At 62.7% G+C, this 21,809-nt stretch carries 19 protein-coding genes and 1 pseudogene; 10 read left to right on the forward strand and 10 right to left on the reverse strand.

Translation table 11 applies throughout. From position 1 onward, the window contains the following. Positions 1–29 precede the first annotated feature (29 nt). A complete protein-coding gene (locus GXB81_RS00595) occupies positions 30–944 on the forward strand; it encodes an NAD(P)-dependent oxidoreductase (RefSeq protein ID WP_205988020.1) in 915 nt (304 codons plus the stop codon). A gap of 150 nt (positions 945–1,094) precedes the next feature. Here the strand turns inward: GXB81_RS00595 and GXB81_RS00600 are convergent, their stop codons facing one another. From GXB81_RS00600 to GXB81_RS00615, 4 genes are all read right to left on the reverse strand, one after another. Continuing rightward, positions 1,095–1,898: a sugar phosphate isomerase/epimerase family protein gene (locus GXB81_RS00600; protein ID WP_205988021.1), complete on the reverse strand. Its 804-nt coding sequence runs from the start codon at positions 1,896–1,898 to the stop codon at positions 1,095–1,097. Between the two features lie 28 nt (positions 1,899–1,926). Continuing rightward, entirely contained in the window at positions 1,927–2,826 is a 900-nt protein-coding gene (locus GXB81_RS00605) for an NAD(P)-dependent oxidoreductase (RefSeq protein ID WP_205988022.1), read from the reverse strand. A gap of 33 nt (positions 2,827–2,859) precedes the next feature. Further along, on the reverse strand, positions 2,860–4,251 hold the full coding sequence (locus GXB81_RS00610) for an MFS transporter (protein ID WP_205988023.1): 1,392 nt from the start codon (positions 4,249–4,251) through the stop codon (positions 2,860–2,862). A 71-nt stretch (positions 4,252–4,322) separates the two neighbouring features. Continuing rightward, complete coding sequence (locus GXB81_RS00615; protein ID WP_167048554.1) at positions 4,323–4,997, reverse strand: hypothetical protein; 675 nt, start codon at positions 4,995–4,997, stop codon at positions 4,323–4,325. A 117-nt stretch (positions 4,998–5,114) separates the two neighbouring features. On the opposite strand from GXB81_RS00615, the gene GXB81_RS00620 reads away from it, so the two are divergent. Continuing rightward, the gene (locus tag GXB81_RS00620; RefSeq protein ID WP_205988024.1) at positions 5,115–6,032 is read left to right on the forward strand and encodes a LysR family transcriptional regulator; all 918 of its coding nucleotides are present in this window, start codon (positions 5,115–5,117) and stop codon (positions 6,030–6,032) included. Between the two features lie 444 nt (positions 6,033–6,476). Here the strand turns inward: GXB81_RS00620 and GXB81_RS00625 are convergent, their stop codons facing one another. Together GXB81_RS00625 and GXB81_RS31280 are read right to left on the reverse strand one after the other, a co-directional pair. Further along, on the reverse strand, positions 6,477–6,707 hold the full coding sequence (locus tag GXB81_RS00625) for a hypothetical protein (protein WP_205988025.1): 231 nt from the start codon (positions 6,705–6,707) through the stop codon (positions 6,477–6,479). A 1,262-nt stretch (positions 6,708–7,969) separates the two neighbouring features. Continuing rightward, positions 7,970–8,107: pseudogene (locus tag GXB81_RS31280) on the reverse strand (transcriptional regulator); the annotation flags it as partial. A gap of 308 nt (positions 8,108–8,415) precedes the next feature. Here GXB81_RS31280 and GXB81_RS00635 point away from each other — a divergent pair. From GXB81_RS00635 to GXB81_RS00655, 5 genes are read left to right on the forward strand one after another with little or no spacing between them, the layout of a single operon-like run. Continuing rightward, the gene (locus tag GXB81_RS00635; protein WP_205988150.1) at positions 8,416–9,087 is read left to right on the forward strand and encodes a TetR/AcrR family transcriptional regulator; all 672 of its coding nucleotides are present in this window, start codon (positions 8,416–8,418) and stop codon (positions 9,085–9,087) included. Continuing rightward, positions 9,084–10,049, forward strand: coding sequence for an HlyD family efflux transporter periplasmic adaptor subunit (locus GXB81_RS00640; protein ID WP_167048546.1), 966 nt, complete (start codon positions 9,084–9,086; stop codon positions 10,047–10,049). Before GXB81_RS00635 ends, GXB81_RS00640 begins: the two co-directional genes overlap by 4 nt. Beyond that, positions 10,046–11,029, forward strand: a complete 984-nt coding sequence (locus tag GXB81_RS00645) for an ABC transporter ATP-binding protein (RefSeq protein ID WP_205988026.1) — start codon at positions 10,046–10,048, stop codon at positions 11,027–11,029. Before GXB81_RS00640 ends, GXB81_RS00645 begins: the two co-directional genes overlap by 4 nt. Beyond that, positions 11,026–12,177, forward strand: coding sequence for an ABC transporter permease (locus GXB81_RS00650; RefSeq protein ID WP_167048542.1), 1,152 nt, complete (start codon positions 11,026–11,028; stop codon positions 12,175–12,177). The genes GXB81_RS00645 and GXB81_RS00650 overlap by 4 nt, the downstream gene beginning before the upstream one ends. 12 nt (positions 12,178–12,189) lie before the next feature. Then, positions 12,190–13,740 carry an efflux transporter outer membrane subunit gene (locus GXB81_RS00655; protein WP_241016166.1) on the forward strand — a complete coding sequence of 517 codons (1,551 nt, stop codon included), beginning with the start codon at positions 12,190–12,192 and terminating at the stop codon, positions 13,738–13,740. Between the two features lie 277 nt (positions 13,741–14,017). Here GXB81_RS00655 and GXB81_RS31845 read toward each other — a convergent pair whose 3' ends face one another. Next, positions 14,018–14,305 (reverse strand): DUF6402 family protein, encoded by a 288-nt coding sequence (locus GXB81_RS31845; protein ID WP_346777760.1) that lies wholly within the window; start codon positions 14,303–14,305, stop codon positions 14,018–14,020. 167 nt (positions 14,306–14,472) lie between these two features. On the opposite strand from GXB81_RS31845, the gene GXB81_RS00660 reads away from it, so the two are divergent. The 3 genes from GXB81_RS00660 (at position 14,473) to GXB81_RS00670 (ending at position 17,435) form a co-directional block, all read left to right on the forward strand. Next, the gene (locus GXB81_RS00660) at positions 14,473–15,525 is read left to right on the forward strand and encodes a LacI family DNA-binding transcriptional regulator (protein WP_241016168.1); all 1,053 of its coding nucleotides are present in this window, start codon (positions 14,473–14,475) and stop codon (positions 15,523–15,525) included. Between the two features lie 86 nt (positions 15,526–15,611). After that, entirely contained in the window at positions 15,612–16,025 is a 414-nt protein-coding gene (locus GXB81_RS00665) for a GFA family protein (RefSeq protein WP_167048538.1), read from the forward strand. A gap of 33 nt (positions 16,026–16,058) precedes the next feature. After that, positions 16,059–17,435: an aldehyde dehydrogenase family protein gene (locus tag GXB81_RS00670; protein WP_167283392.1), complete on the forward strand. Its 1,377-nt coding sequence runs from the start codon at positions 16,059–16,061 to the stop codon at positions 17,433–17,435. 523 nt (positions 17,436–17,958) lie between these two features. On the opposite strand, the gene GXB81_RS00675 is transcribed toward GXB81_RS00670, so the two are convergent. From GXB81_RS00675 to GXB81_RS00685, 3 genes are read right to left on the reverse strand one after another with little or no spacing between them, the layout of a single operon-like run. Further along, positions 17,959–18,894: an FAD-binding protein gene (locus GXB81_RS00675; RefSeq protein WP_205988027.1), complete on the reverse strand. Its 936-nt coding sequence runs from the start codon at positions 18,892–18,894 to the stop codon at positions 17,959–17,961. 30 nt (positions 18,895–18,924) lie between these two features. Then, positions 18,925–19,674, reverse strand: a complete 750-nt coding sequence (locus GXB81_RS00680; protein WP_167048532.1) for an electron transfer flavoprotein subunit beta/FixA family protein — start codon at positions 19,672–19,674, stop codon at positions 18,925–18,927. A gap of 55 nt (positions 19,675–19,729) precedes the next feature. After that, positions 19,730–21,778 (reverse strand): 3-hydroxyacyl-CoA dehydrogenase NAD-binding domain-containing protein, encoded by a 2,049-nt coding sequence (locus GXB81_RS00685; protein ID WP_346777761.1) that lies wholly within the window; start codon positions 21,776–21,778, stop codon positions 19,730–19,732. Positions 21,779–21,809: the final 31 nt, after the last annotated feature.

Here is a 21,809-nt window from a genome sequence, read left to right on the forward strand (position 1 = left end):
CGTTATCTCCCTCACCCTGGAGCGGTCCTATGCAAACAGCAGTCGGATTCATTGGTCTCGGCGTCATGGGCACGCCGATGGCGCTCAACCTCGTGCGGGCCGGCACGCCACTCGTCGCCTGGAGCCGCTCCCAGGGACACTACGGCACGGTGCGCGACGCCGGTGCGCAAGTCGTCGAGGAAGCCGGCGAGGTCTTCGCGCAGTGCCGGACCGTGATCCTCATGCTCGCCAACGATCCCGCGATCGATGCCCTTCTTGGCCGCGGCACGCCGGCATTCGGCGCGCGCGTCGGCGGCCATACGATCGTCAACATGGGGACCACGTCGGCCGGATATTCCCAGGCGCTGGCGGCCGAGATCGAGGCGGCGGGCGGCCGTTACGTCGAGGCGCCCGTTTCGGGCTCGCGCAAGCCCGCCGAAGCGGGCCAGCTCGTCGTCATGCTCGCAGGCGCCGCCGCTGATGTCGAAGCAGTGCGTGCGCTCGTCAAGCCGCTGTGTCGCGACAGCTTCGTGTGCGGTGCGGTGCCGTCGGCCCTGACGATGAAACTCGCCGTCAATCTGTTTCTCATCACCATGGTCACGGGTTTGACCGAGGCCACACACTTCGCTGAGCGCCACGGCATCGATCTTGCGCAGTTCGCCAATGTGCTCAATGCCGGACCGATGGCCAGCGACGTATCGCGCGTAAAGCTGGACAAGCTGGCCACGCAGAACTTTTCGGTGCAGGCCGCCATCACCGACGTACTGAAGAACAGTCGCCTCGTGGCCGAGGCCGCGAGAGACGCGAGTATTGCGTCGCCGCTGCTCGACCTCTGCCACGCGCTTTATGGCGAAACCGAAGCACTCGGCCACGGGCAACAGGACATGATCGCGGTCATTCGCGCGATCGAGCAGCGCACCGACCACGGCGCGCCGGCAAACCAGCCGTCCGGGCCGCAAAGCTGAGCACCGCGAATGCCATCCGATAACGAGATGCATACGGCACCTACAGTACCTACAGCACCCGGAGCCTGACCCGGCATCGCGCAAGGCAGACGGCCGGCCTTGCGGTTGCCGCCCGTGCTTGCCGGTCTCAGCCTCTCCCCGCGCGCGTTATCACCAGCCTTGCGCGCGCAGCCTCTCGAGAGAAGCGCGCAGGTCCTCGATGGGGCGCGCGCTGATAATCTCCAGCACCACGTCCCCCGCGAATTGCATATCCGCGAGTTGCCGGCGTATCGCCTCGAAGTCGATGTCGCCCGAACCGATCAGCGCATGCTGCCATTTGCCCTTGCCCGCATCCGAAAGATGCACGACCGCGACACGCTTCGCGAGCAACGCGAGTCCGTCCACGGGGTCTTCTCCTATCGCGGCCGCGTTGGCGACGTCATAGAGCACGTCCACATTGCCGAAGTCGTGTCGGTCGAGAAACTGCGCAAGCGCCGCAGCCGTATCCAGCAGGCAGCCGGGAATGTTCTCGATCAGGATGCGCATGCCGAGCTCGCCCGCGCGATGCACAAGCCGTTCGAGCGCTTGCGAGTACACCTGAAGAGGACGCTCGTCGGGCGGCGGCAGAAGCATATGCTTGCGGCCCGAGTTGATCGTGAGCCACTTCGCGTTCACCGCATGCGCCAGCGACATCGCCTGTTCGTAGGTCGCCATCGCGAACTCCACGGCAGCGGGCGTCGAGCTTGCGATATTGATGTCGCTGCTCGGCAGATCGACGGCGATCACGCGTGCGCCGCACGCATCGAGCGCACGCTGCAGCGGCGGCAACGCGGCCTGCCAGGTCCACGGGTCCAGATGCGGGGCCATCGCCATCAACTGGAAATCGCGAAAGCCAAGCTCAGAAAACGCAGCAATGGCGCCTGCCGCATCATGCGTCCATACAGTGCCGAAGGTATGCGCGCCCAATAACTTCATGTGATGTTCTCCCGGATAAGCTGGATCGTCAGGCGACGAGCGCCACGCGATAATGTTCGACTGTCCGATGCAGACCCTCGCGAACCGGCGTCAGAGGCAGCGCGCCGAGCACGTCCTCGCCGGTCGCGCCAATCGCCGTCGACAGACTGGGCATCGGCGGACCTTCCGCGCGAATGTCCGCCGCGGGATCGATGCGACTCAATTCGTCGATCACGTCGCTCATGTCGGTGCTATGCCCCGGCTGATTAACCACGTGAGCGCCATCGAAGCTGCGCAGTAGCGCACGCTCGTAGGCCGCCGCGACATCGCCGACGAACACGAGGCCCGAGCGTCCCGTATAGGGAATGACATACGGTTCGCCCCGCGCCACCGCGCGGCAGGCGAGCGTCGGGCCCGCCGTGAGTCCCGTCTCGCGACCGGGGCCGTAAATGACGAACGGGCGAAAGCCGATGCTCGCGATGCCGTGGTCGAGCCAATATGCGCGCGCCGATCCCTCGTTCGCGAGCTTGAACGCGCCATAGTGCGTGGTCGGAAAAGGCACCTCGGGATCATCGGGTCCGTAGACGCCGCCGCTGCTCGAATACAGAACCTTGCGAATACCGGCTCCCTTCGCCGCCTCGAATACATTCAGCGTGCCGATGACGTTGACCACCGCGCCCAGCAGCGGATCGCTCTTGCAGGCGGGCGTCAGCAGTCCCGCCAGATGGATGACGTGATCGCAATCGCGCATCGCGGCGCGCACATCTTCCGCGCGACGCACGTCGCCCACGCGCCAGTCGAGCGTTGCCGCCGACGCCCCGAGCACGGCGGTCGCGATGCTGCGATCGTCACGCCATTCCATCAGGCGCACGTCGATGCCGCGCGCGATAAGCGCGCGCACGAGCCACGCCCCGAGAAAGCCGCCGCCGCCCGTAATCAGTACCTTCATGGAGTCGCTCCTTCGCTATCGTTCTGGAAACGCTCACGCGCGTCCGGTAGGGTCGCCCGCGCGCACCTCGTCGGAAACGGCATGCGCCACCGTCTCGCTACCGTGCTCCTGCTCGACGATGTAGCGGCGCAGCGTGAACGGCAATGCGCCCATCAGCACCGTCGTGCAGCCGAGAACGAACAGCGCGGTGCCGAAGCTGCCCGTGCTCTGCTTGAGCCAGCCGACCAGTACCGGGCCCACGTAACCCGTCAGATTGCCGAGCGAATTGACGAAGGCGAAACCGACCGCCACCGCATTGGTTCCCGCCAGCACGAGGCCGGTCATGGTCCAGAACGCGGGCTGCGTCGCGTTGACGCCGATGACGGCGAGCGTCAACGCCGCGATGTTGAGCACCGGCTGATTCAGCGTGTATCCCGCGATAAAGAGACCCGCGGCCGCGACCCATCCGGCGATCGCGTAATGCCAGACGCGCTCGCGCTTGAAGTCGGAATGCAGCCCCCAGAACACGACTGCGATGCCGGCGAAGCCATAAGGAATCGATGCGACAAGGCCGGTCTGGAAGGTGGACAGCCCGAAGCTCTTCACGAGTTGCGGCAGCCAGAAGTTCACGCCATTCGTGGCGAGGCCGTTCAATGCGAGCATCAGCACGACGCACAGCACTTTCGGATTCGAGATCGCCGCGAGCCAGCCGCCCTTCGCGTGCACCTTGGCGAGCGCGCGCTCGCCGTCCAGCACCTCGATGAGCCAGGCGCGTTGATCGTCGCGCAGCCAGCGCGCCTTGAGCGGGTTGTCCGCGAGATAGCGCATCGTCGCGATACCGAGAATCACGGCCGGTAACCCTTCGAGCACGAAAAGCCAGCGCCAGCCCGGCAAGCCGTGAGCGCCATCGAGGAGCGTCATGAGGCCGGTCGAAAGCGGTGCGCCGACGAAGCTCGCCACCGGAATGGCGAACATCAGAAAACCGACCACGCGCGCGCGGTAGCGCATCGGAAACCAGTAGGTAAAGTACAGCATGAGCCCCGGATAGAAGCCCGCCTCGCCGAGCCCGAGAAGAAAGCGCAACACGTAGAAGGACGTGGCGCTATTCACGAAGGCCATCGCCACCGAAATCAGGCCCCAGCTGATCATGATGCGCGCCAGCCAGCGACGCGCGCCGAAGCGCTCCAGCATCATGTTGCTCGGTATCTCCGCGAGGAAATAGCCGATGAAGAAAAGCCCCGCGCCCGTGCCGTACGCGACGTCGGAGAGTCCGAGATCGGTCTTCATGGTGATGGCGGCGAAGCTGACGTTCACCCGATCCAGGAACGCCACGAAAAACAGCAGTCCGACAAAGGGCGATATCTTGCGGATCACAACGGACATCGTTTCCCGCTGCAACGGGGAATCGTCGGTAGTGCGAAAACTTGCAGGGGTTGCTTTAGACATGGGTCTCCTCCTTTTTTCCGCTTGAAATCCTGAGCACCAGCTGCGCTCAGAAAAGCGTGTGCATGCGAAGTTCAGCGAGCGTGCGACAGCAATTGCGAAAGCCGGTAATCGGCCGCTTCGATATCGAGTAGTCCTTCCGTGCGCAACGCAGCGAGCACGCGTTCGCGCGCCGCCCCGAGTTCGTCGAGACCGAGACCCTCCACGATGACGACCGCATCGAATACGTCTTCCCGATTGGGGCCTTTCAGCTCGGTCTCTTTCGTGCGCACGCTCGTCACGTCGGCGACGTTCGAGCCGAGACGCACGCTGATCACACCGTCGATGGCCGCGATGTCGTACAGCGCGCCGGCGCAAACGCGCATGACGTCGTCACGGCGGCTTGCGTCGAGCGTCAGGCGATAGGTCGAGCACGCGCCGCCCACCCCATCGCCCATGCCCGCGGTCACCACGCAGGCGCCGCGAATGAAATTACGGAAGACGGGATGCATGCGCTTCGACCATTCGGTCGGATCGTTCAGGCGCGCGAGATAGCCCGGCGAGCGGAAGGTTTCGATATGCGCGCCGTCGTACAGCGTGAAGCAGCCATGCTTCGGCAGCGACCAGTTGACGTAGCGGCGCGCGGCAAGAAAGCCCGGAATGCCGATGCGCTCCGGCATATGCTCGCGCGTATGCCAGCGCTCGAACGCCTGCGTCTCGCCTGTTTCGATGTCGTGCCAGATGGCAAGGAATGCGTGGCCCGCGGCCATGACGTGTCTCCTGTGTTGCCGGCCACGCACGATGCGCGCCGGATCGTATGGCGACACATTACTATGAACTTGATCGGTTATTATTTATCGATCTGATATCACATAAATAACCTGAAGATGAATAATGAACTTTATCTTCGCGATCTGCGCGTGCTTTGCGCGGTCGCCCGGCGTGGGAGCTTCATTGCGGCGGCGATCGAACTCGGCACCTCGCCGCCCTACGTCAGCAAGCGCATCGCCGCACTGGAAGCCATGTGGGGCGTACAGCTCTTTCATCGCACGACGCGGCGCGTCGCCGTGACGGAAGACGGCGATATCGCCTACAGCCGCGCGCGTCGCATTCTCGAGGAAGTGGTCGAGATGAACGACCTGCTCGCCGGCGGCGAGCGCGAACCGCGCGGCACCTTGCGGATCAGCACGAGTCTCCGACTCGGACGGCTGCATGTCACGCCGATTCTCTCGATGCTGCGCGAGCGCCATACCGGACTCGAAATCTGGCTCGAACTCGTCGATCGGCGCGTGGACCTCGTCGGGGAGAACTTCGACCTCGACATCCGCGTGGGGGAAGTCCAGGAAGCGGCCGTCATTCCGCACAAGGTGTCCGAGAGTACGCGCGTACTGTGCGCGTCGCCGAGCTATGTCGAGAAGCACGGAGCGCCCAAATCGCTGCCCGACCTGGTCCAGCACGACTGCCTGGCATTTCGCGATCGCCAGCAGGCATTCGGCGTATGGCAACTGAACGGGCCGAACGGCGCGGAGTTCGTGAAGGTGACGGGGCCGATGGCGTCGAACCAGAGCGACATCGTGCGCGAATGGGCGCACGATGGACACGGCATCATCATGGCATCCGAGTGGGATGTCGCCGAGAGCATCGAGTCGGGCGCGCTCGTGCGTATCCTTCCCGATTACTCGCGCCCGGCCGACGTGTGGGCCGTGTCGACCGCACGTTCTTCGGCTTCGGCAAAGGTGCGCGTGGCGATCGAGTTTCTGCGCCAGCAACTGGCTGCCGGCCCGTTTGCGCTGCGAAGGCTATAGGCTTGATGGCGAGTGTGCCGATCGATATCGTCCCGGCGGCGGGTTGCGCTGCCTCCACGTTCATCCCAGCCGTCGCGCCTGCCTTGCTGCTCCGCCTGCGTCGCTGGTGGTGCGAAGTCTCCGGCTATTGGATGATTGGATATGACGTAATGGCCCGGCGTCAGTCTTCGCCCCGATTTTGAGCGAGGCGATGATGACAAAGGAGTTGAGAGGGCAAGATCGATGTCAAAGAAGACAGCACTGTCGGCAATGGTAGCTTGACGTGTAGCACCAGTCGGCCCATTGTCTGGCAGGGTAATGTCTTCGCTTTAAACGCAAGCCCGAAGCAGAGACTATGCTGCGGGCGATGCGCCGCTGTTTCGGCGCATCGCCAAGGTTCATTCCGCACGCCGACGCTTAGTCATACTCCTTCCTGGCTACTGTCACCAAAAGCAAAACCGGGTGTTAAACAAGCCCGGCATCTTGCAGACCCCTTCTGATCTGCTGATCCGCCTGTCGGCTTCGTAATTGAGCAGTTTGCCCAAGAGCCTGCATTTCGCTCAGATGTCTGCCGGCACTATCGACAAGGTTCTCAAGGTTTTCGGCATAAGGCGAAAGCTGGTTAAACGCTTCCGTGAGAAGCCGCGCGCTTTTTCCATCATTAGCTTCGTGCGCTCGGCCGATGTTGAATTGCATGACGTGAAGCGGCGATCGGCCCTCCGAATTCAGGGCCCGCAGTGCGGGGCCTAGCAGGCGCTTCCGGTCTGAGTTTGTGAGTCCCCAATCCCGCAGGAGCCGGATCGTGTCCGTAGTTGGGTTCTTTGCAAGAAAGTGGAAAGCATTGTTCTTATGTTCGGAGGACTGGGCGGTCGGATCGGCTCCATTCGCGAGCGCTTGCTGAAGTTTAGCGCTATCCCCGCGGGCGGTTTCATCGCGTGACGTGGCATTCAACTTTTCCTGAGGAGTGTGGCCAACCCGCTTCATCGCTCGCCCCATTCTGGATACGCCCGACTCCCGGGATGGACCTGTTATCTGACCGTCGCCGGAGGCCCGCGATGGCCGTTGCTCATCGTACCCCAACGTATTCAGGCCTTCGATCAACGTCGACGTCACTGAAACAGAGTCAACGGAGTGTCTCCGGTTCGAGGTAGATGCCGCAAACTCTGGCGGCAACGGTGGAACAGGTGGTACTTCCCCTCCTGGTTGACGATTAGATCTCAATAGTCCGCTTCCCATGCGGCGAAGACTCTGCAGTCCCCCTATGATGACCCCTTGGCTCTCCTGGCGCCTGATTGTAGGAGCTTGACCTTGATTCCGAGTCTCGTGTGTTCGCTCAGTATTCGCGGCTATGCCGCCTGGACTATGGCTGGATGACCCCGTTCTATTAATTGTTGAACTCATGCATTTCACCTTTGAGAAGAGATGGTGGAAATCTTTGACATAAACGTCATCGAAATTAATGTGTGGCCGTTTGTCAGCGACAATTGAATCGCGAAGTCAACGCGTGCGATACGAAGAAAACCCTGCGCAACGCCTCGATGATCATGAAGGGCCGCGATTTCGAGAAAACATACAAACACTATCTTCTTTGCAGGGTCAAGAAAAAAAGAGTAGCGAAATTTGTGTGCGAAACGCGAATATCCACGGAGATAGATGACGCGTTCAGTGAGGCTCGTAATCACAGAAAAACATCAAAGTGCCTTGCAACCGCAAATCAAGCTTCAGTGGGCAAGCGGCACCACCTGCGCATCCCGTCGCTCCGCCGGTGACCATCGTCGAGATCGATGAAGAGACGCTCGCGATCGGCCTCGACATCTACATGCCCGAGTCCGATCAGACCTCACCGGACAAAGTGGCCGACAATCTGTCGGCGCCCGACGCGACTCTCGCCACCGCGTTGCGCGCCCTGCCCAGCCACGACACGATTCTCGCGGCTTCTCTGCGCGCGGCGCCGACCCAATATTTTGCGGCCTGCCTACGGTCGAAACCATCGAGAAATAGCGCAACACTTCCCCTGCGCGAACGAAGCCGAGCGGGATGACCGGCATCGAGGGCGTGACGGTCGAACCGCGATGCACCTTCCAGTCACATGGCACGCCGAAACATGGCATCTCCTTGACGGCGCCCACCACCGGATTGATCGTGCGATAGCCGACGTGTAGAGGCCACTTCCGCACGCGCCAATTACATGCGACGTAATCGCGGCATGCCATGCAGCAGGTAAGCGGCAACGCGTCCTGCCCACAAACCGTGGTCCCGGTACACAGGCCCTCGCCACCACGCGGCCCACGCGCCAGGGTTTTCCCTCCTTCAACATCCGCGAAAGCGACCTACTATCAATGACTTAAAACTAACTAATTCATCAATTAGTGACGTGAGCATGCCCCAACCTATCCGCTCCCGCATGGGTCGCCGTCCTCATCCGCAGGACTTCGACGCGCGCGAACATCTGCTCGATGTCGCAGTCAGGCTGTTTGCCGAGCGCGGCATCGCCAACACGACGGTGGCGCAAATCGCGGCGGCGAGCGGCGTGACGTCCGCGATGGTGCATTACTGGTTCCAGACGCGCGAAAAGCTGCTCGACGCACTGTTCGAGGAAAAGCTCGTCGCCGCCTTCGCGGCGATCTGGGAACCGGTCGACCCCGAGCACGACGATCCGCTTGCGCTGACGCAAGGCATCGTCAAGCGCATGTTCGACGTCACCGAAAAAATGCCTTGGCTGCCCTCGCTGTGGCTGCGCGAAATCGTCAATGAAGGCGGGTTGCTGCGCGAGCGCGCGTTTGTCCACATCCCCTTGCAGAAGCTCGCGGGGTTTGGTCGGAACATCGCACGCGGCTGCGCGTCGGGCCAGTTGAACGCGCAACTCGAACCGTCGCTGCTGTTCAATTCCGTGCTTGCCCTTGTGATGCTGCCGCAGGCAACCGCGAAGATCTGGCAGCGCCTGAACCCGAGCACCTCGTTCGATCGCGCAACGCTCGAACGCCATGTCGTCGCGCTGCTCACGTGCGGGATGAACGCAACCCCAACGCCCGCATCGACGCCCACGGCGCCCCACGCGAAAAGGAAGCCGTCATGACTCCGTCCGCGCTCAAAGCGTCGCTTGCCGTCGTGCTGACACTCTGCATCGCGTGTGCAGGCTGTTCGCGGCAACCGGCGAACACCTGGCAAGGTTATGTCGAGGGCGAGTACCTCTATCTTGCATCGTCGCAGGCGGGACAGTTGACCCAGCTCGCGGTTTCGCGCGGGCAGACCGTCACGGAGAACACGCCGCTCTTCGCGCTCGAAGCACAAAACGAAACCGAGGCCGTTGCACAGGCCAACGAACAATTGCGCGCGGCACGCGCCCAGCTTGCCGATCTTGGAACCGGCAAGCGCCCGTCCGAAGTCGACGTGACGCGCGCCCAACTCGTGCAGGCCGAGGCGGACGCCGCGCGCGCCGCGACCCAGTACCATCGCGACGAACAGCAATTACGCGCGGGCGGCATCGCGCAAAGCCAGCTCGACGACTCGCGCGCGAACGCTCTGTCGAGCGCCGCGCACGTACGCGAGTTGCAAAGCCAGCTCGCCGTCGCGCGTCTGCCGGGACGGATCGAACAGATTCGCGCGCAGCAGGCGCAAGTCGACGCGGCCCAGGCCCAACTCGGCCAGGCCCAATGGAAGCTCGATCAGAAAAGCATCCACGCGCCGCACGGCGGCCTCGTCTTCGACACGATGTATCGCAGCGGCGAGTGGGTGCCGGCTGGCAGTCCCGTGGTGCGCATGCTGCCGCCGGAAAACGTCAAGGTGCGCTTTTTCGTGCCCGAGGCCGTAGTCGGTTCGCTCGCGCCGGGCCGCCGCGTATCGATCCATTGCAACGGCTGCGCGGCCGATATACCGGCCACGCTCAGCTTCATTTCGGACCAGGCGGAATACACGCCGCCCGTGATCTATAGCAACGAAAGCCGCTCGAAGCTCGTGTTCATGGTCGAAGCCCAACCCCAGACCGCCGATGCGCCGAAACTGCGGCCCGGCCAACCCGTCACGGTGACGCTGCAATGAACGCACCCGCCACCGCCGGCAACACGGCCGACCCCGCCTATGCCATCGACGTGCACGGGCTGAACAAGCATTTCGGCGCGAAGCACGTCGTCAACGATGTCTCGCTGCGCGTACAGCGCGGCGAGATTTTCGGCTTTCTCGGTCCGAACGGCAGCGGCAAAACCACCTGCATCCGCATGATGTGCGGCCTGCTCACGCCCGACTCCGGCAGCGGCACCTGCCTCGGCTACGACATCGTGCGCGAGAGCGCGCAGATCAAGCGGCACGCCGGCTACATGACGCAGCGCTTCTCCTACTGGGACGATCTGACGATCCGCGAAAATCTCGACTTCGTCGCGCGCATGTACGAGATGAAGAACCGCCGCGACGCAGTGGATCGCGCGCTCGAACAGCTCGGCCTCGCGAGCCGCGCCAAACAGTTGGCCGGCGCGCTGTCGGGCGGCTGGAAGCAGCGTCTCGCACTGGCCGCGTGCATGCTGCACGAGCCGGAACTGCTGCTGCTCGACGAGCCGACCGCGGGCGTCGACCCGAGCGCGCGCCGCGACTTCTGGGAAGAATTGCATCGCCTTGCCGCAAGCGGCATCTCGGTGCTCGTCAGCACGCACTATATGGACGAAGCGGAGCGCTGCCATAAGCTCGCCTACATCGCATACGGCAAGCTGCTCGCGCGAGGCACGTCGCAAGAGGTCATCGATTCGCAGAGGCTCGCGACATGGGCCGTGTACGGCCAGAATCTCGTCGAGCTCGGCGAACAACTGCGCCGCTCGCCCGGCGTCGAACAGACGGTCGCGTTCGGTTCGTCGCTGCACGTGAGCGGCCCGGATACGCCCGAGCTGCATGCGACGCTCGAACAGTTGGCCCGCTCGAATACGACGCTGCGAATCGAAAGACAGCCAACGGGCCTGGAAGACGTCTTCATCTTCATGATGAGCCGCTCGACCGACAACTACGCAACGCCTTCTACGGGTCAAGCATCGTGAACGCCGCCCGCCGCTTTCCGCGCTTTTCGCTGACACGCTGGTGGAGCATCGTGCGCAAGGAGTTTCTGCAACTGAAGCGCGACCGCATCACGTTTGCGATGATTATCGGCCTGCCGATCATGCAGATGACGTTGTTCGGCTTCGCGATCAACACCGACCCGAAGCATCTGCCCACCGCCGTGATCGCCGCCGATCACAGCGAGTTCACACGCAGCTTCGTCATGGCGATGCGCAACTCCGACTACTTCGACATCGTCTCGACGCTGCCCGATGAAGAGTCCGGCCGCCGTGCGCTCGCGCAAGGCAAGGTGCTGTTCGTGCTGAACATCCCCGTCGGCTTCACGCGCGATCTCGCCAAGGGTGCGCATCCCTCGCTGCTCGTCGAGGCCGACGCGACGGACCCGACGGCAGTCGGCACCGCGCTCGGTGCGCTGCCGTCGATTGCGCAATCCGTGTTGCAGAAGGACCTCACGGGTCCGTTGTCGGCGCTCGCGGTCGGCCCCGCCGCATTCGACGTGCAGTTGCACCGGCTCTACAACCCCGAAAGCGTCACGCAATACAACGTCGTGCCCGGCCTGATGGGTGTGATCCTGACGATGACGATGGTCATGATGACGGGCCTCGCGATCACGCGCGAACGCGAGCGCGGCACGATGGAAAATCTGCTCGCCACGCCGGTGCTGCCGCTCGAAGTGATGACGGGCAAGATCGTGCCTTACGTGGCGATCGGGCTGATCCAGGTGAGCATCATTCTCGCGGCGGCGCGCTTCGTATTCGGCGTGCCGTTCGAGGGCAGTCTGATCGCGCTGTATCTGTCGGCACTGCTGTTCGTCGCGGCCAATCTGACGATCGGCATTACGCTGTCGTCGCTCGCGCAAAACCAGTTGCAGGCCATGCAGCTGACGATGTTCTACTTCCTGCCCAACATCCTGCTGTCGGGTTTCATGTTCCCGTTCGCGGGCATGCCGAAGTGGGCGCAAATCATCGGCAACCTGCTGCCGCTCACCTACTTCAACCGGCTCGTGCGCGGCATTCTGCTCAAGGGCGTCGGCTGGGCCGACATGTGGCCGCACGTATGGCCGCTGCTGATCTTTCTATGCGTCGTGATGGGTATTGCCGTGAAGTTCTACCGGCGTACGCTCGATTGAGGATGGCCCGCCATGTGTTCCGCTTCCGCCGCCACTGCTCTCATCGCTTCTGCCGCTACCGCCTTTCGTGCTGTGATTGTTAAGGTCGCGGCTTGCCGTTTCGACGCACGCCGGCTTGCCGTGTTCGCCGCGAGCGCGGCATTGTGCGCGTGTACGGTCGGCCCGGATTTTCATCACCCCGACGTCACCGCCGTATCGAGCTATACCGCCGCACCGCTTGCGGCAAGCACGGTTGCATCCGACGGCCCCGGCGGCGGCGCGCAGCACTTCGTGCCGGCCGATCTGCCCGGCGACGGCTGGTGGCGCGCCTTCGGTTCGCCGACACTCGACGCCCTCGTGCAGCAGGCGCTCGACGACAGCCCCACACTCGCGCAAGCCCGCGCGAAACTCGACGAAGCGCAGCAGGACTATCGCGCGCAGGCAGGCGGCACGCTGTGGCCGCAGGTCGATGCGAACCTGTCGGCCACGCGCGAGAAAATCGATCCTGAGGCACTCGGCTTCGGCGCACTGACGCAGGGCCGGTCGTTTGCGCCGTTCACGCTGTACAGCGCGCAGGTTACGGTGTCGTACACGCTCGATCTGTTCGGCGCGAATCGACGCGCGCTCGAAGCCGTGGCCGCGCAGGTCGACTATCAGCAATACGAACTCGAGGCCGCGCGTTTGACGGTCGCGGGCAATGTCGTGACGGCGGCGATCCGGCGCGCGTCGCTCGCACGGCAGATTGCGCTCACCGAAGCGCTGCTCGCGGTACAAATGCAGCAACTCGATATCGCCGAGCGCCGCTATCACGCGGGCGGCATCTCCGAGGTCGATCTGCTGAGCCAGCGCACGCTCGTGCAGCAGACCCGTGCGACGTTGCCGCCCTTGCGCACGCAACTCGCGCAGACCGACCATCAACTCGCGATCTATCTGGGACGCGCACCAGCGGAACTGGCAGCCACGCACGACCTCGCCGCGCTCGATCTCGATACGCTCGTGCTGCCCACCGATCTGCCGCTAACGTTGCCTTCGACGCTCGCGCAGCAGCGGCCCGATATCCGTGCGTCCGAGGCACTGCTGCATCAGGCCAGCGCGAACGTCGGTGTCGCGACCGCCAATATGTATCCACGCATCACGTTATCGGGCAGCGCGGCGACGGAACGCGTGAGCGTGTCCGATCTGCTGACGGGCTTCAACGTGTGGAATTTCGGCGCGGGTCTCACGCAGCCGCTTTTTCATGGCGGCGAATTGCTGGCGCGCAAGCGTTCCTCGGAAGCGGCCTTGCAAGCGGCGCTTGCCGTGTACAGGCAAACCGTCCTGCAAGGACTGCAGCAGGTTGCCGATGCGCTGCGCGCGCTCGATCAGGACGCGCTCGCATTGCAGGCGCTCGACGATGCGCATCGCAGCGCGCAACGCAGCGCGGGCATCGCCGGCGAACGCTATGCGGCGGGTGGCATCAGTCAATTGACGCTGCTCGATACGCAGCGGCAGGAATTGCAGACCGGACTCGATCGCACGAAAATCGCCGCGCAGCGTTATGCCGATACTGCGGCGCTGTATCAGGCGCTCGGGGCTCGGCCTTAGTGCGTCAGGCATGTTGAAGCGCTGGCACGGCGTGGACAGGTATAAGTCAAGGCAGGATGGCGCGCAGCCGATCACGCCAGTTGGGCGGGATGTCGATTGTCCCCGTTCCCGCCAGTGACGCACGATTCGGCGCGATATAAGCCACTTTGTGAAATCACGCTGTTACATTCGGATGCTGTTGTACCTGCGTGCGCGTCGACAATGTATTGGACGACATTGAACCCGACGATTACCACGACGACATCGACACCGATGCGACGCACTCGCGAAAGTATCCTCATTTCGGCACCCCGAACTTGATCGGATTGATTTTCACAACCCGGTAATCGGAGAATAGAACCCTATCGCCGCCCGCGTTGTGTGCGTCCTGCCAACGCCGGAAATCGCTATTGTGGACGGGCCATTGCGATCCCCCTTCGCGGGGGTCTTCACATACGCGATGTCTCCAGGTTGTTCCCGCCATTCCCCATCGCTCGGCGTATAGACGGATAATTTTTGTGCGCTCATGCAGTTTCAGAAAGGGTCTATGGAATGGCCCTTTTAGCACGACCGCCGTACAGTACATCTCGAAATTGCCGTGCTAATGCCGGTTCTTCCGCGTGTCTTATCCCTCGATGAACTGCCCGCGGCAACCATAACTCACCCCACGACCCCACCGACAAACGACCGAAAACGATTTCGATTATAATCCGATCATCTTGAACGTCAGATCACGGATTCGGTAAGGCAGCCATGACACAGCGTATCAACATCGTCGGACTGGCCCAGCAACTGGGGCTGTCGGTGTCCACGGTCTCCAAGGCTCTCAACGACCGCCCGGACGTGAGCGACGCAACCAAACGCCGGGTGCGGGCCGCGGCGCAAGACCTCGGATTTCTCCCCGACCCGAGCGGAAGGCGGCTACGCACCAAGACGTCCGAAACCATCGGCTTTGTCCTGTCGCCTCAGCAAAGCGGCCTCGCGCATCCGCTCTTTCTCGATCTGCTGACGGGCATCGATCAGGGCCTGGAGAATTCGCCGTTCCAGCTCGTCATCGTCACCGGGCGGACCGTGGAGACGGAGATTGACAGCTTCCGCCGTCTTGTCGAAAAGCATCGCGTCGATGCGGTGATGTTCGGTCGGACACGGCGCACCGATCCCCGCATACGCTACCTCGAGGAACAGAAAGTGCCGTTCGTGACGCTGGGCAGAAGCGAGACAGGCGCGCCCTTTCCCTATGTCGACATCGACAGGACCGTGGCCGGCAGGAACGGCACCGCACGCTTTATCGGCCTCGGCCATCGACGCATCGGGCTATTGAATACGCCAGGCTATCTGATGATGAGCCACCATCTGCGGCAAGGCTACCGGGCCGCGCTAAGCGCCGCGGGGCTGCCCTACGAAGCCGGCCTGGTGATCGAAGCCGACTTCGGCGAGAGCGGCGGCCTGAACGGAGCGCGGCAGCTTCTCGCCATGAAGCATCCGCCGACGGCGATCATGTGCGGCCACGATCTGATCGCGGCCGGCGCCATGCAGGCGATTGCCGAAGTCGGCAAACGTGCGGGCACCGACGTCGCGGTGATCGGCTGCGACAACCATCCGCTCGGCCCCTATCTGAATCCGCCTCTGACGACGTTTTCCGCTCCCGCTCTCGACGCGGGACGCAGGATGGTCGAACTGCTCCTCGCGCACATGGCGGGACGTCCGGCCGAAGACCTGCAGGAGGTCTGGTCGCCCGAGATGATACTGCGGTCCTCTCACGGCGGGCAGCAGGAACCGGTTCGAAAAGCGGCCGCCAGAACCTGAACTCATCGTAGCGCCCTTGATATGGGTCATCTCGGCCGTATTTTGACGAAATCGTTTTCGATCATTTGGCCTATAAGGAGGAAATCGTGAAAGACCAGCAAGGTGGCTGCCTGTGTGGAGCCGTACGCTACGCGCTCAAAGGCCAGCCGCAAACAACCGTGATATGCCATTGCACGCACTGCCAGAAGCAGAGCGGCAGTGCGTTTTCGGTCAACCTGCTGATGCAGGAGAGCGACTTCGAACTGCACGGCGAGACTCGCTTCTTCGTCGATCGCGGCGATAGCGGCTTGTCGCTCCACCGTCATTTCTGCCCGACGTGCGGTTCTCCGATCATGACGAAAGCGGAGAACCTGCCCGGCATCGCCATCGTAAAAGCCGGCACGCTCGAACATATGGAAACGGCTCGGCCACAGGTCGAGATTTATACCGACCATGCGGCGCCTTGGTTCACGCCGCTCACGGGTGCGGCCCGCTTCGAGCAGAGCCCACCTGCCCAGTAACAAGGACTCCGGAAAAGGAAAGGAATCGAAATCATGAGCTTTCAGACAATCAACCCGACAACCGGCGAAGCCGGTCCGGAATTTCCGTTTCTCTCGAACGAGGAAGTCTTCGCGGCGCTGGCAACGGCGAACGCGTGCTTCCATGACGACTGGCGCAAGCGGCCAGTCGCCGAGCGGGCACGGATCGTGGGCCGCGCCGCCCGGATCCTGCGTGAAAAGCGCGACGAATATCAGCGCTATCTGACGCTCGAAATGGGCAAGGTGACGCGCTTCGGCTATATGGAAGTCGATCTCGCCGCCGATATCCTCGACTATTACGCCAGGAACGGCGAACGCTTCCTCGCCACGCGGACTTTGCCCGACGCGCCTGGCGCCATGGTGGTGTCCGAGCCGATCGGCGTCATCCTCGCGATCGAACCGTGGAACTTCCCCTTCTATCAGTTGGCCCGCGTGGCGGGGCCGCAACTCGTCGCAGGAAACGTGGTGCTGATGAAGCATGCACCGAACGTGCCGCAGTGCGCGCTTGCGTTTGCGCGGCTGTTCGAGGAAGCCGGCGCTCCGCTCGGCGCATACACCAACCTCTTCTGCAGCGTCGAGCAGATAGCGGACCTCATCGACGACTTCCGTGTGCGCGGCGTGGCGCTCACCGGTAGCGAACGCGCCGGCATGTCGGTCGGTGAACGCGCCGGGCGCAACGTCAAGAAGACGATCCTCGAACTGGGCAGCAGCGACCCCGCTCTGATCCTGCCGGGCGCGCCGCTCGAACACGCGATCGAGCAGGTCGTGATGGGCCGCACCTTCAATTCAGGCCAGGGTTGCGTGAACATCAAGCGCGTCATCGTGGTCGGCAAGGAGCGCGGCGAACAGATGCTGACCGCCTTGAAAGAACGATTCTCCGCGATCAGGGTAGGCGATCCGACCGACGCGGCAACCGATATCGGCCCGCTCGTCAGCGAACGCGCACTGGCAACGCTGTTGCAGCAGATCGCCGATGCGAAGGCAGCGGGCGCGGAAGTCGTGTTCGGCGGCAAGCGCGTCGAGCGGCCCGGCTTTTTCCTGGAGCCGACGATCATGACGAACATCTCGCCCGAGAATCCGCTGTTCGACCAGGAAGCATTTGGTCCGGTCCTGTCCTTCTATGTCGTCGATAGCGAGGAAGAGGCCATCAAGCTCGCCAACGCCACGCGATTTGGTCTGAGCGGCTATGTTTTCGACGCCGACACCGCGCATGCTCAAAAGGTCGCGGCACAGCTCGATTCCGGCATGGTGTACATCAACACCTGCTTCATGGATGCACCGGAAACGCCCTTTGGCGGCACCAAGAATTCCGGCTTTGGGCGCGAGCTTTCGGAACTTGGTATCGGCGAATTTCTCAATCACAAGCTGATCAAGGTCACGGAGATCGCCTGAGCGCGGTACCTGTGGCGATCGCCCTGTGTGCGCCCGCTGGCGGCCAAAGCTGTTCCGGCGGGCGCACAATTTCAAAGCATGAAGCGCTTGCGCAATGCAGGCGCTTCGATCATGTTCTCGCCCGAGCATGCCGGTTCAGGCGTGCAGACTATCGGCCTGAAGAGCTGCGCGACGATGACGGACTCCCTTCGACAGCGCGACGTGTCTTCCTTACGGGCGATTGCGCCTGGCTTGCGGCCCACTGCAGTCGGGAGATGGCGCGGCGGATGGCCTCGTCGAAACTTGGTTCGCTTGCGAGGTGGCGGTGATCGATCGATACGAGCCATCCTTGCGGCGAGTTACACCAGCGAATACGCCGTTCCTCGTACAGTTGTGAAAATGTTCTCCACAGACAGGCATCCTCCTGATTCGCGGAAGCTGCCGCGGCCAGCCGGCGCATCTCAAAGCCAGTCATTGCATTCACGAGCCCCTCCGGCTGCCACGTTGCAAGAATCAAATACGCTCGATAGCGATGGACACCGCTTTACCCGAGCGCGTCGACAAGCTCCGGAACGATTGTGAACAGGTCGCCCACGAGACCGTAGTCGGCGACACTGAAGATCGGCGCTTCGGGGTCCTTGTTGATGGCCACGATGACCTTCGAATCCTTCATGCCTGCCAGATGCTGGATCGCGCCGGAAATGCCAACCGCGATGTACAGTTGCGGCGCGACAATCTTGCCGGTTTGTCCGACCTGAAAATCATTCGGAACGTACCCCGCGTCAACGGCGGCTCGCGAGGCACCCAAAGCAGCACCCAGCTTATCGGCAAGCGGCTCCAGCACCTTCGTGTAGTGCTCGCCGCTGCCGAGGCCTCGGCCGCCCGACACGACGATGTTTGCTGCCGTCAGTTCCGGACGGTCCAGCTTCGTCACTTCACGGCTCACGAATTGCGACACGCCAGCGTCCGCTGCCGCTTCGACCCGGTCGATCGATGCGCTACCGCCTTCTGCCGCAACGGGGTCGAAACCCGTCGCGCGCACCGTGATGACCTTGATCGGATCACTCGACTGCACCGTCGCGATCGCGTTGCCAGCGTAAATCGGGCGCTCGAATGTGTCGGCCGAATCGACCGCTGTGATGTCTGAAATCTGCGCCACGTCCAGCTTCGCCGCGATACGCGGTACGACGTTCTTGCCGTAGGCCGTTGCCGGCGCCAGGATGTACGAGTAATCCTTCGCGATGTTCAGCACGGTCGCCGCGACGTTTTCCGCGAGACCTTCAGCGAGTTGTGGCGCGTCGGCGAGCAGCACCTTGCTGACGCCCGCGATTTTCGCTGCCGCATCAGCCGTCGCCTGGGCATTGTGGCCTGCAATCAGTACGTGTATGTCGCCGCCGATCTTCTGGGCCGCGGCGACCGTATTGAATGTTGCGGCCTTCAGTTGCCTGCCGTCGTGTTCGGCAATCACCAGAATCGTCATATCCCCTTTCTCCACCACCTGCGGTTGTCTTCAAAGCACCCTGGCTTCGGTCCTGAGCTTGTCGACCAGCGTCATCACGTCCGGCACTTTCACGCCTCCCGCACGCTTCGGCGGTTCGCTGACCCTCAGCGTCTTCAGGCGAGGCGAGACGTCGACACCCAGATCCTCAGGCTTCAGGGATTCCAATGGCTTCTTCTTCGCCTTCATGATGTTCGGCAGGGTGACGTAGCGCGGCTCGTTCAGCCGGAGGTCGGTGGTGACGACCGCGGGCAATCGCACTGAAAGCGTCTCGATTCCCCCGTCGACTTCGCGCGATACGATGGCCCGCCCCTCTTCGAGCACCACTCTGGAAGCGAACGTGGCCTGCGCAAATCCCGTGAGTGCCGCGACCATCTGGCCGGTCTGGTTGGCATCGTCGTCGATGGCCTGTTTGCCAAGGATCACGAGCCCGGGCTGCTCCCGGTCGATCACAGCCTTCAGCAATCGGGCAACGGCAAGCGGTTGCAACTCCACGTCGGTCTCGATCAGCACCGCCCGGTCCGCGCCCATCGCCAGCGCCGTACGCAACGTCTCCTGACATTGCACGACGCCTGCCGACACCGCGACCACCTCGCTCGCCACGCCGGCTTCCTTCAGGCGGACAGCCTCTTCGATGGCGATTTCATCGAATGGATTCATCGCCATTTTCAGGTTGTTCAGGTTCACCCCCGAATTGTCCGAGGCGACCGTCACTTTCACGTTAGCGTCCACGACACGCTTCACTGCCACGACAATTTTCACTCCATCACCTCTACTGTCCGGTCGTTCAGAGCGAGATCGACGCTCGCCCGATCTTTCATTTCGCAAGCATCGCGTCGATATCGCCCACGACGAAGTCTGGGCCGGATGCGGCTTGCACGCGCTTTATCATGTCGTGCATCTCGTCAGCACGGCGCTGCCGCGCCCAGAAAACGGGGCCGCCCAGGTAACGCGGGAACCCGTAGCCATGCACGAGCGCCACGTCGATATCGCTGGTACGAGAGGCAACACCCTCTTCCATCACCTTCGCCGCTTCGTTGACGATGGCGGCCATCGCACGCTCGACGATTTCATCGTTGCCCAGCGAGCGCGGAACGATGCCCCTCTTCCGTTGCTCACGAGCAATGATCGTGAGCACCTCCGGATCGGGAACACCGCGCCGGCCACCGGCCTCGTACAGGTAATACCCGGCACCGGTCTTGCGGCCAAACCGGCCGGCTTCGCACAACGCGTCCGGAATCGTCACATAGCGGGCGGGCCTGCTCACCGCATTCAGGCGCTGACGCATCTTCCAGGCGATGTCGAGCCCGGAAAGATCCGCGACGGCGAACGGGCCCATCGCGAAGCCGAATTCCTCCAGTGCTTCATCGATCTGCTCGGGCAACGCGCCCTCTTCCAGCATGTACTCGCACTGCTTGCGGTAGGCCGCAAAAATACGGTTGCCGATAAAACCTTCGGCGACCCGAGCGACCACCGGCACCTTTCCCAGACGTTTCGCGATTGCAATCGCGATGTCTACCGTCGCGGCATCCGTGTGCTCCGTTTCGACGATCTCCAGAAGCCGCATCGCCTGTGCCGGACTGAAGAAATGCAGGCCCACAGTACGGCGTGGACGACCCGCGTCCGCCGCAAGCCGGTTGAGGTCGAGATACGAAGTATTCGAAGCCAGAATGGCATCGGGCGGCAAGACATCGTGCAGCTTTGCCATGATGTCGCGCTTGACGTCGAAATCTTCGAAAACAGCTTCGATAGCGAGGTCGACCTCGTTCAATTGCCCGAGATCGCTGACCGTACGGACTCGTGCGAGCCGCTCGCGCATCTCGCGTTCGTCGAGCTTGCCCTTTTTCAGCAGTGTGTCGTAGGTGCGCTGAAGCTTCTCCGCGACTGCCGCCAGTGCGATGTCATGGGTGTCGAACAGAACGACTTCATAGCCCGCGTCGGCAAAGCATCCGGCAATGCCGACACCCATGGTGCCCGCGCCGACCACGCCGATTCGACGAATACCCACCGTGTCGGGACGACCGCCATAACGCAAACGCTGGCACTCCCGCTCGGCGAAAAACAGATGGCGGAATGCGCGCGCGGCAACGCTCGTGCGCAGCACGTCGAAAACCGCGCGCTCCCGTGAGAGTGCCTCATCGAACGGCACATCGCCTGCCATGTTGACCGCGTCGACCGCCTGCTGGATATGAGGCAGGTTCTTGCGCAGCCGCATGGCGGCGCCGATGGCCGACTCGATTTCCCCGGCCGATGCAAGCGGAACTTCGCGGTCGCGAATCCGCCGCTTCCTTGCCGCGAACGTCAGCGCGAACTGTGCGGCGGCATCGGCCAGATCGTCGTCGACGAGCTGGTCGATGAGCCCGAGCTGCAACGCTTCGGCTGCCGTCAGCCGGCGCGAGGAAGCGACAAGCTCGACGGCTTTCGCTTTGCCCGTGATGTATGCGACGCGCTGGGTTCCGCCGGCGCCGGGAATCATGCCCAGGCTGACTTCGGGCAATCCCATCGTCGCCCCGGAAACCGCAATGCGCCCATCGCAACCGAGTGCCAGCTCAAAGCCGCCACCGAGCGCATGACCATGGATCGCAGCGATGACCGGAACGGCTGCATTCTCGATCGCGAGAATCACCTCGGGCAATGACGGCGCCTGAATCGGGGCATCGAATTCGCGTATGTCCGAGCCGGCAATGAATGTGCTTCCGTCGCCAATGATGACGATGCCGCGCAGCGTGGCGTCGTTCCCGAGGGCAAGAATGCCTTCGAGCAGTCCGCGGCGAACTTCCACCGAACTTGCATTCACGGGTGGATTGTCGATCACGAGAAAACCGATGTCGCCATGCTTTTCACAACGAACCGGTTGCGCCGCCACCTCGAACTCAGGGCCTGAACGTCTGTCCATA

This window comes from Paraburkholderia sp. Ac-20336 (assembly GCF_017105025.1).
In the GTDB taxonomy this organism is placed as follows: domain Bacteria; phylum Pseudomonadota; class Gammaproteobacteria; order Burkholderiales; family Burkholderiaceae; genus Paraburkholderia.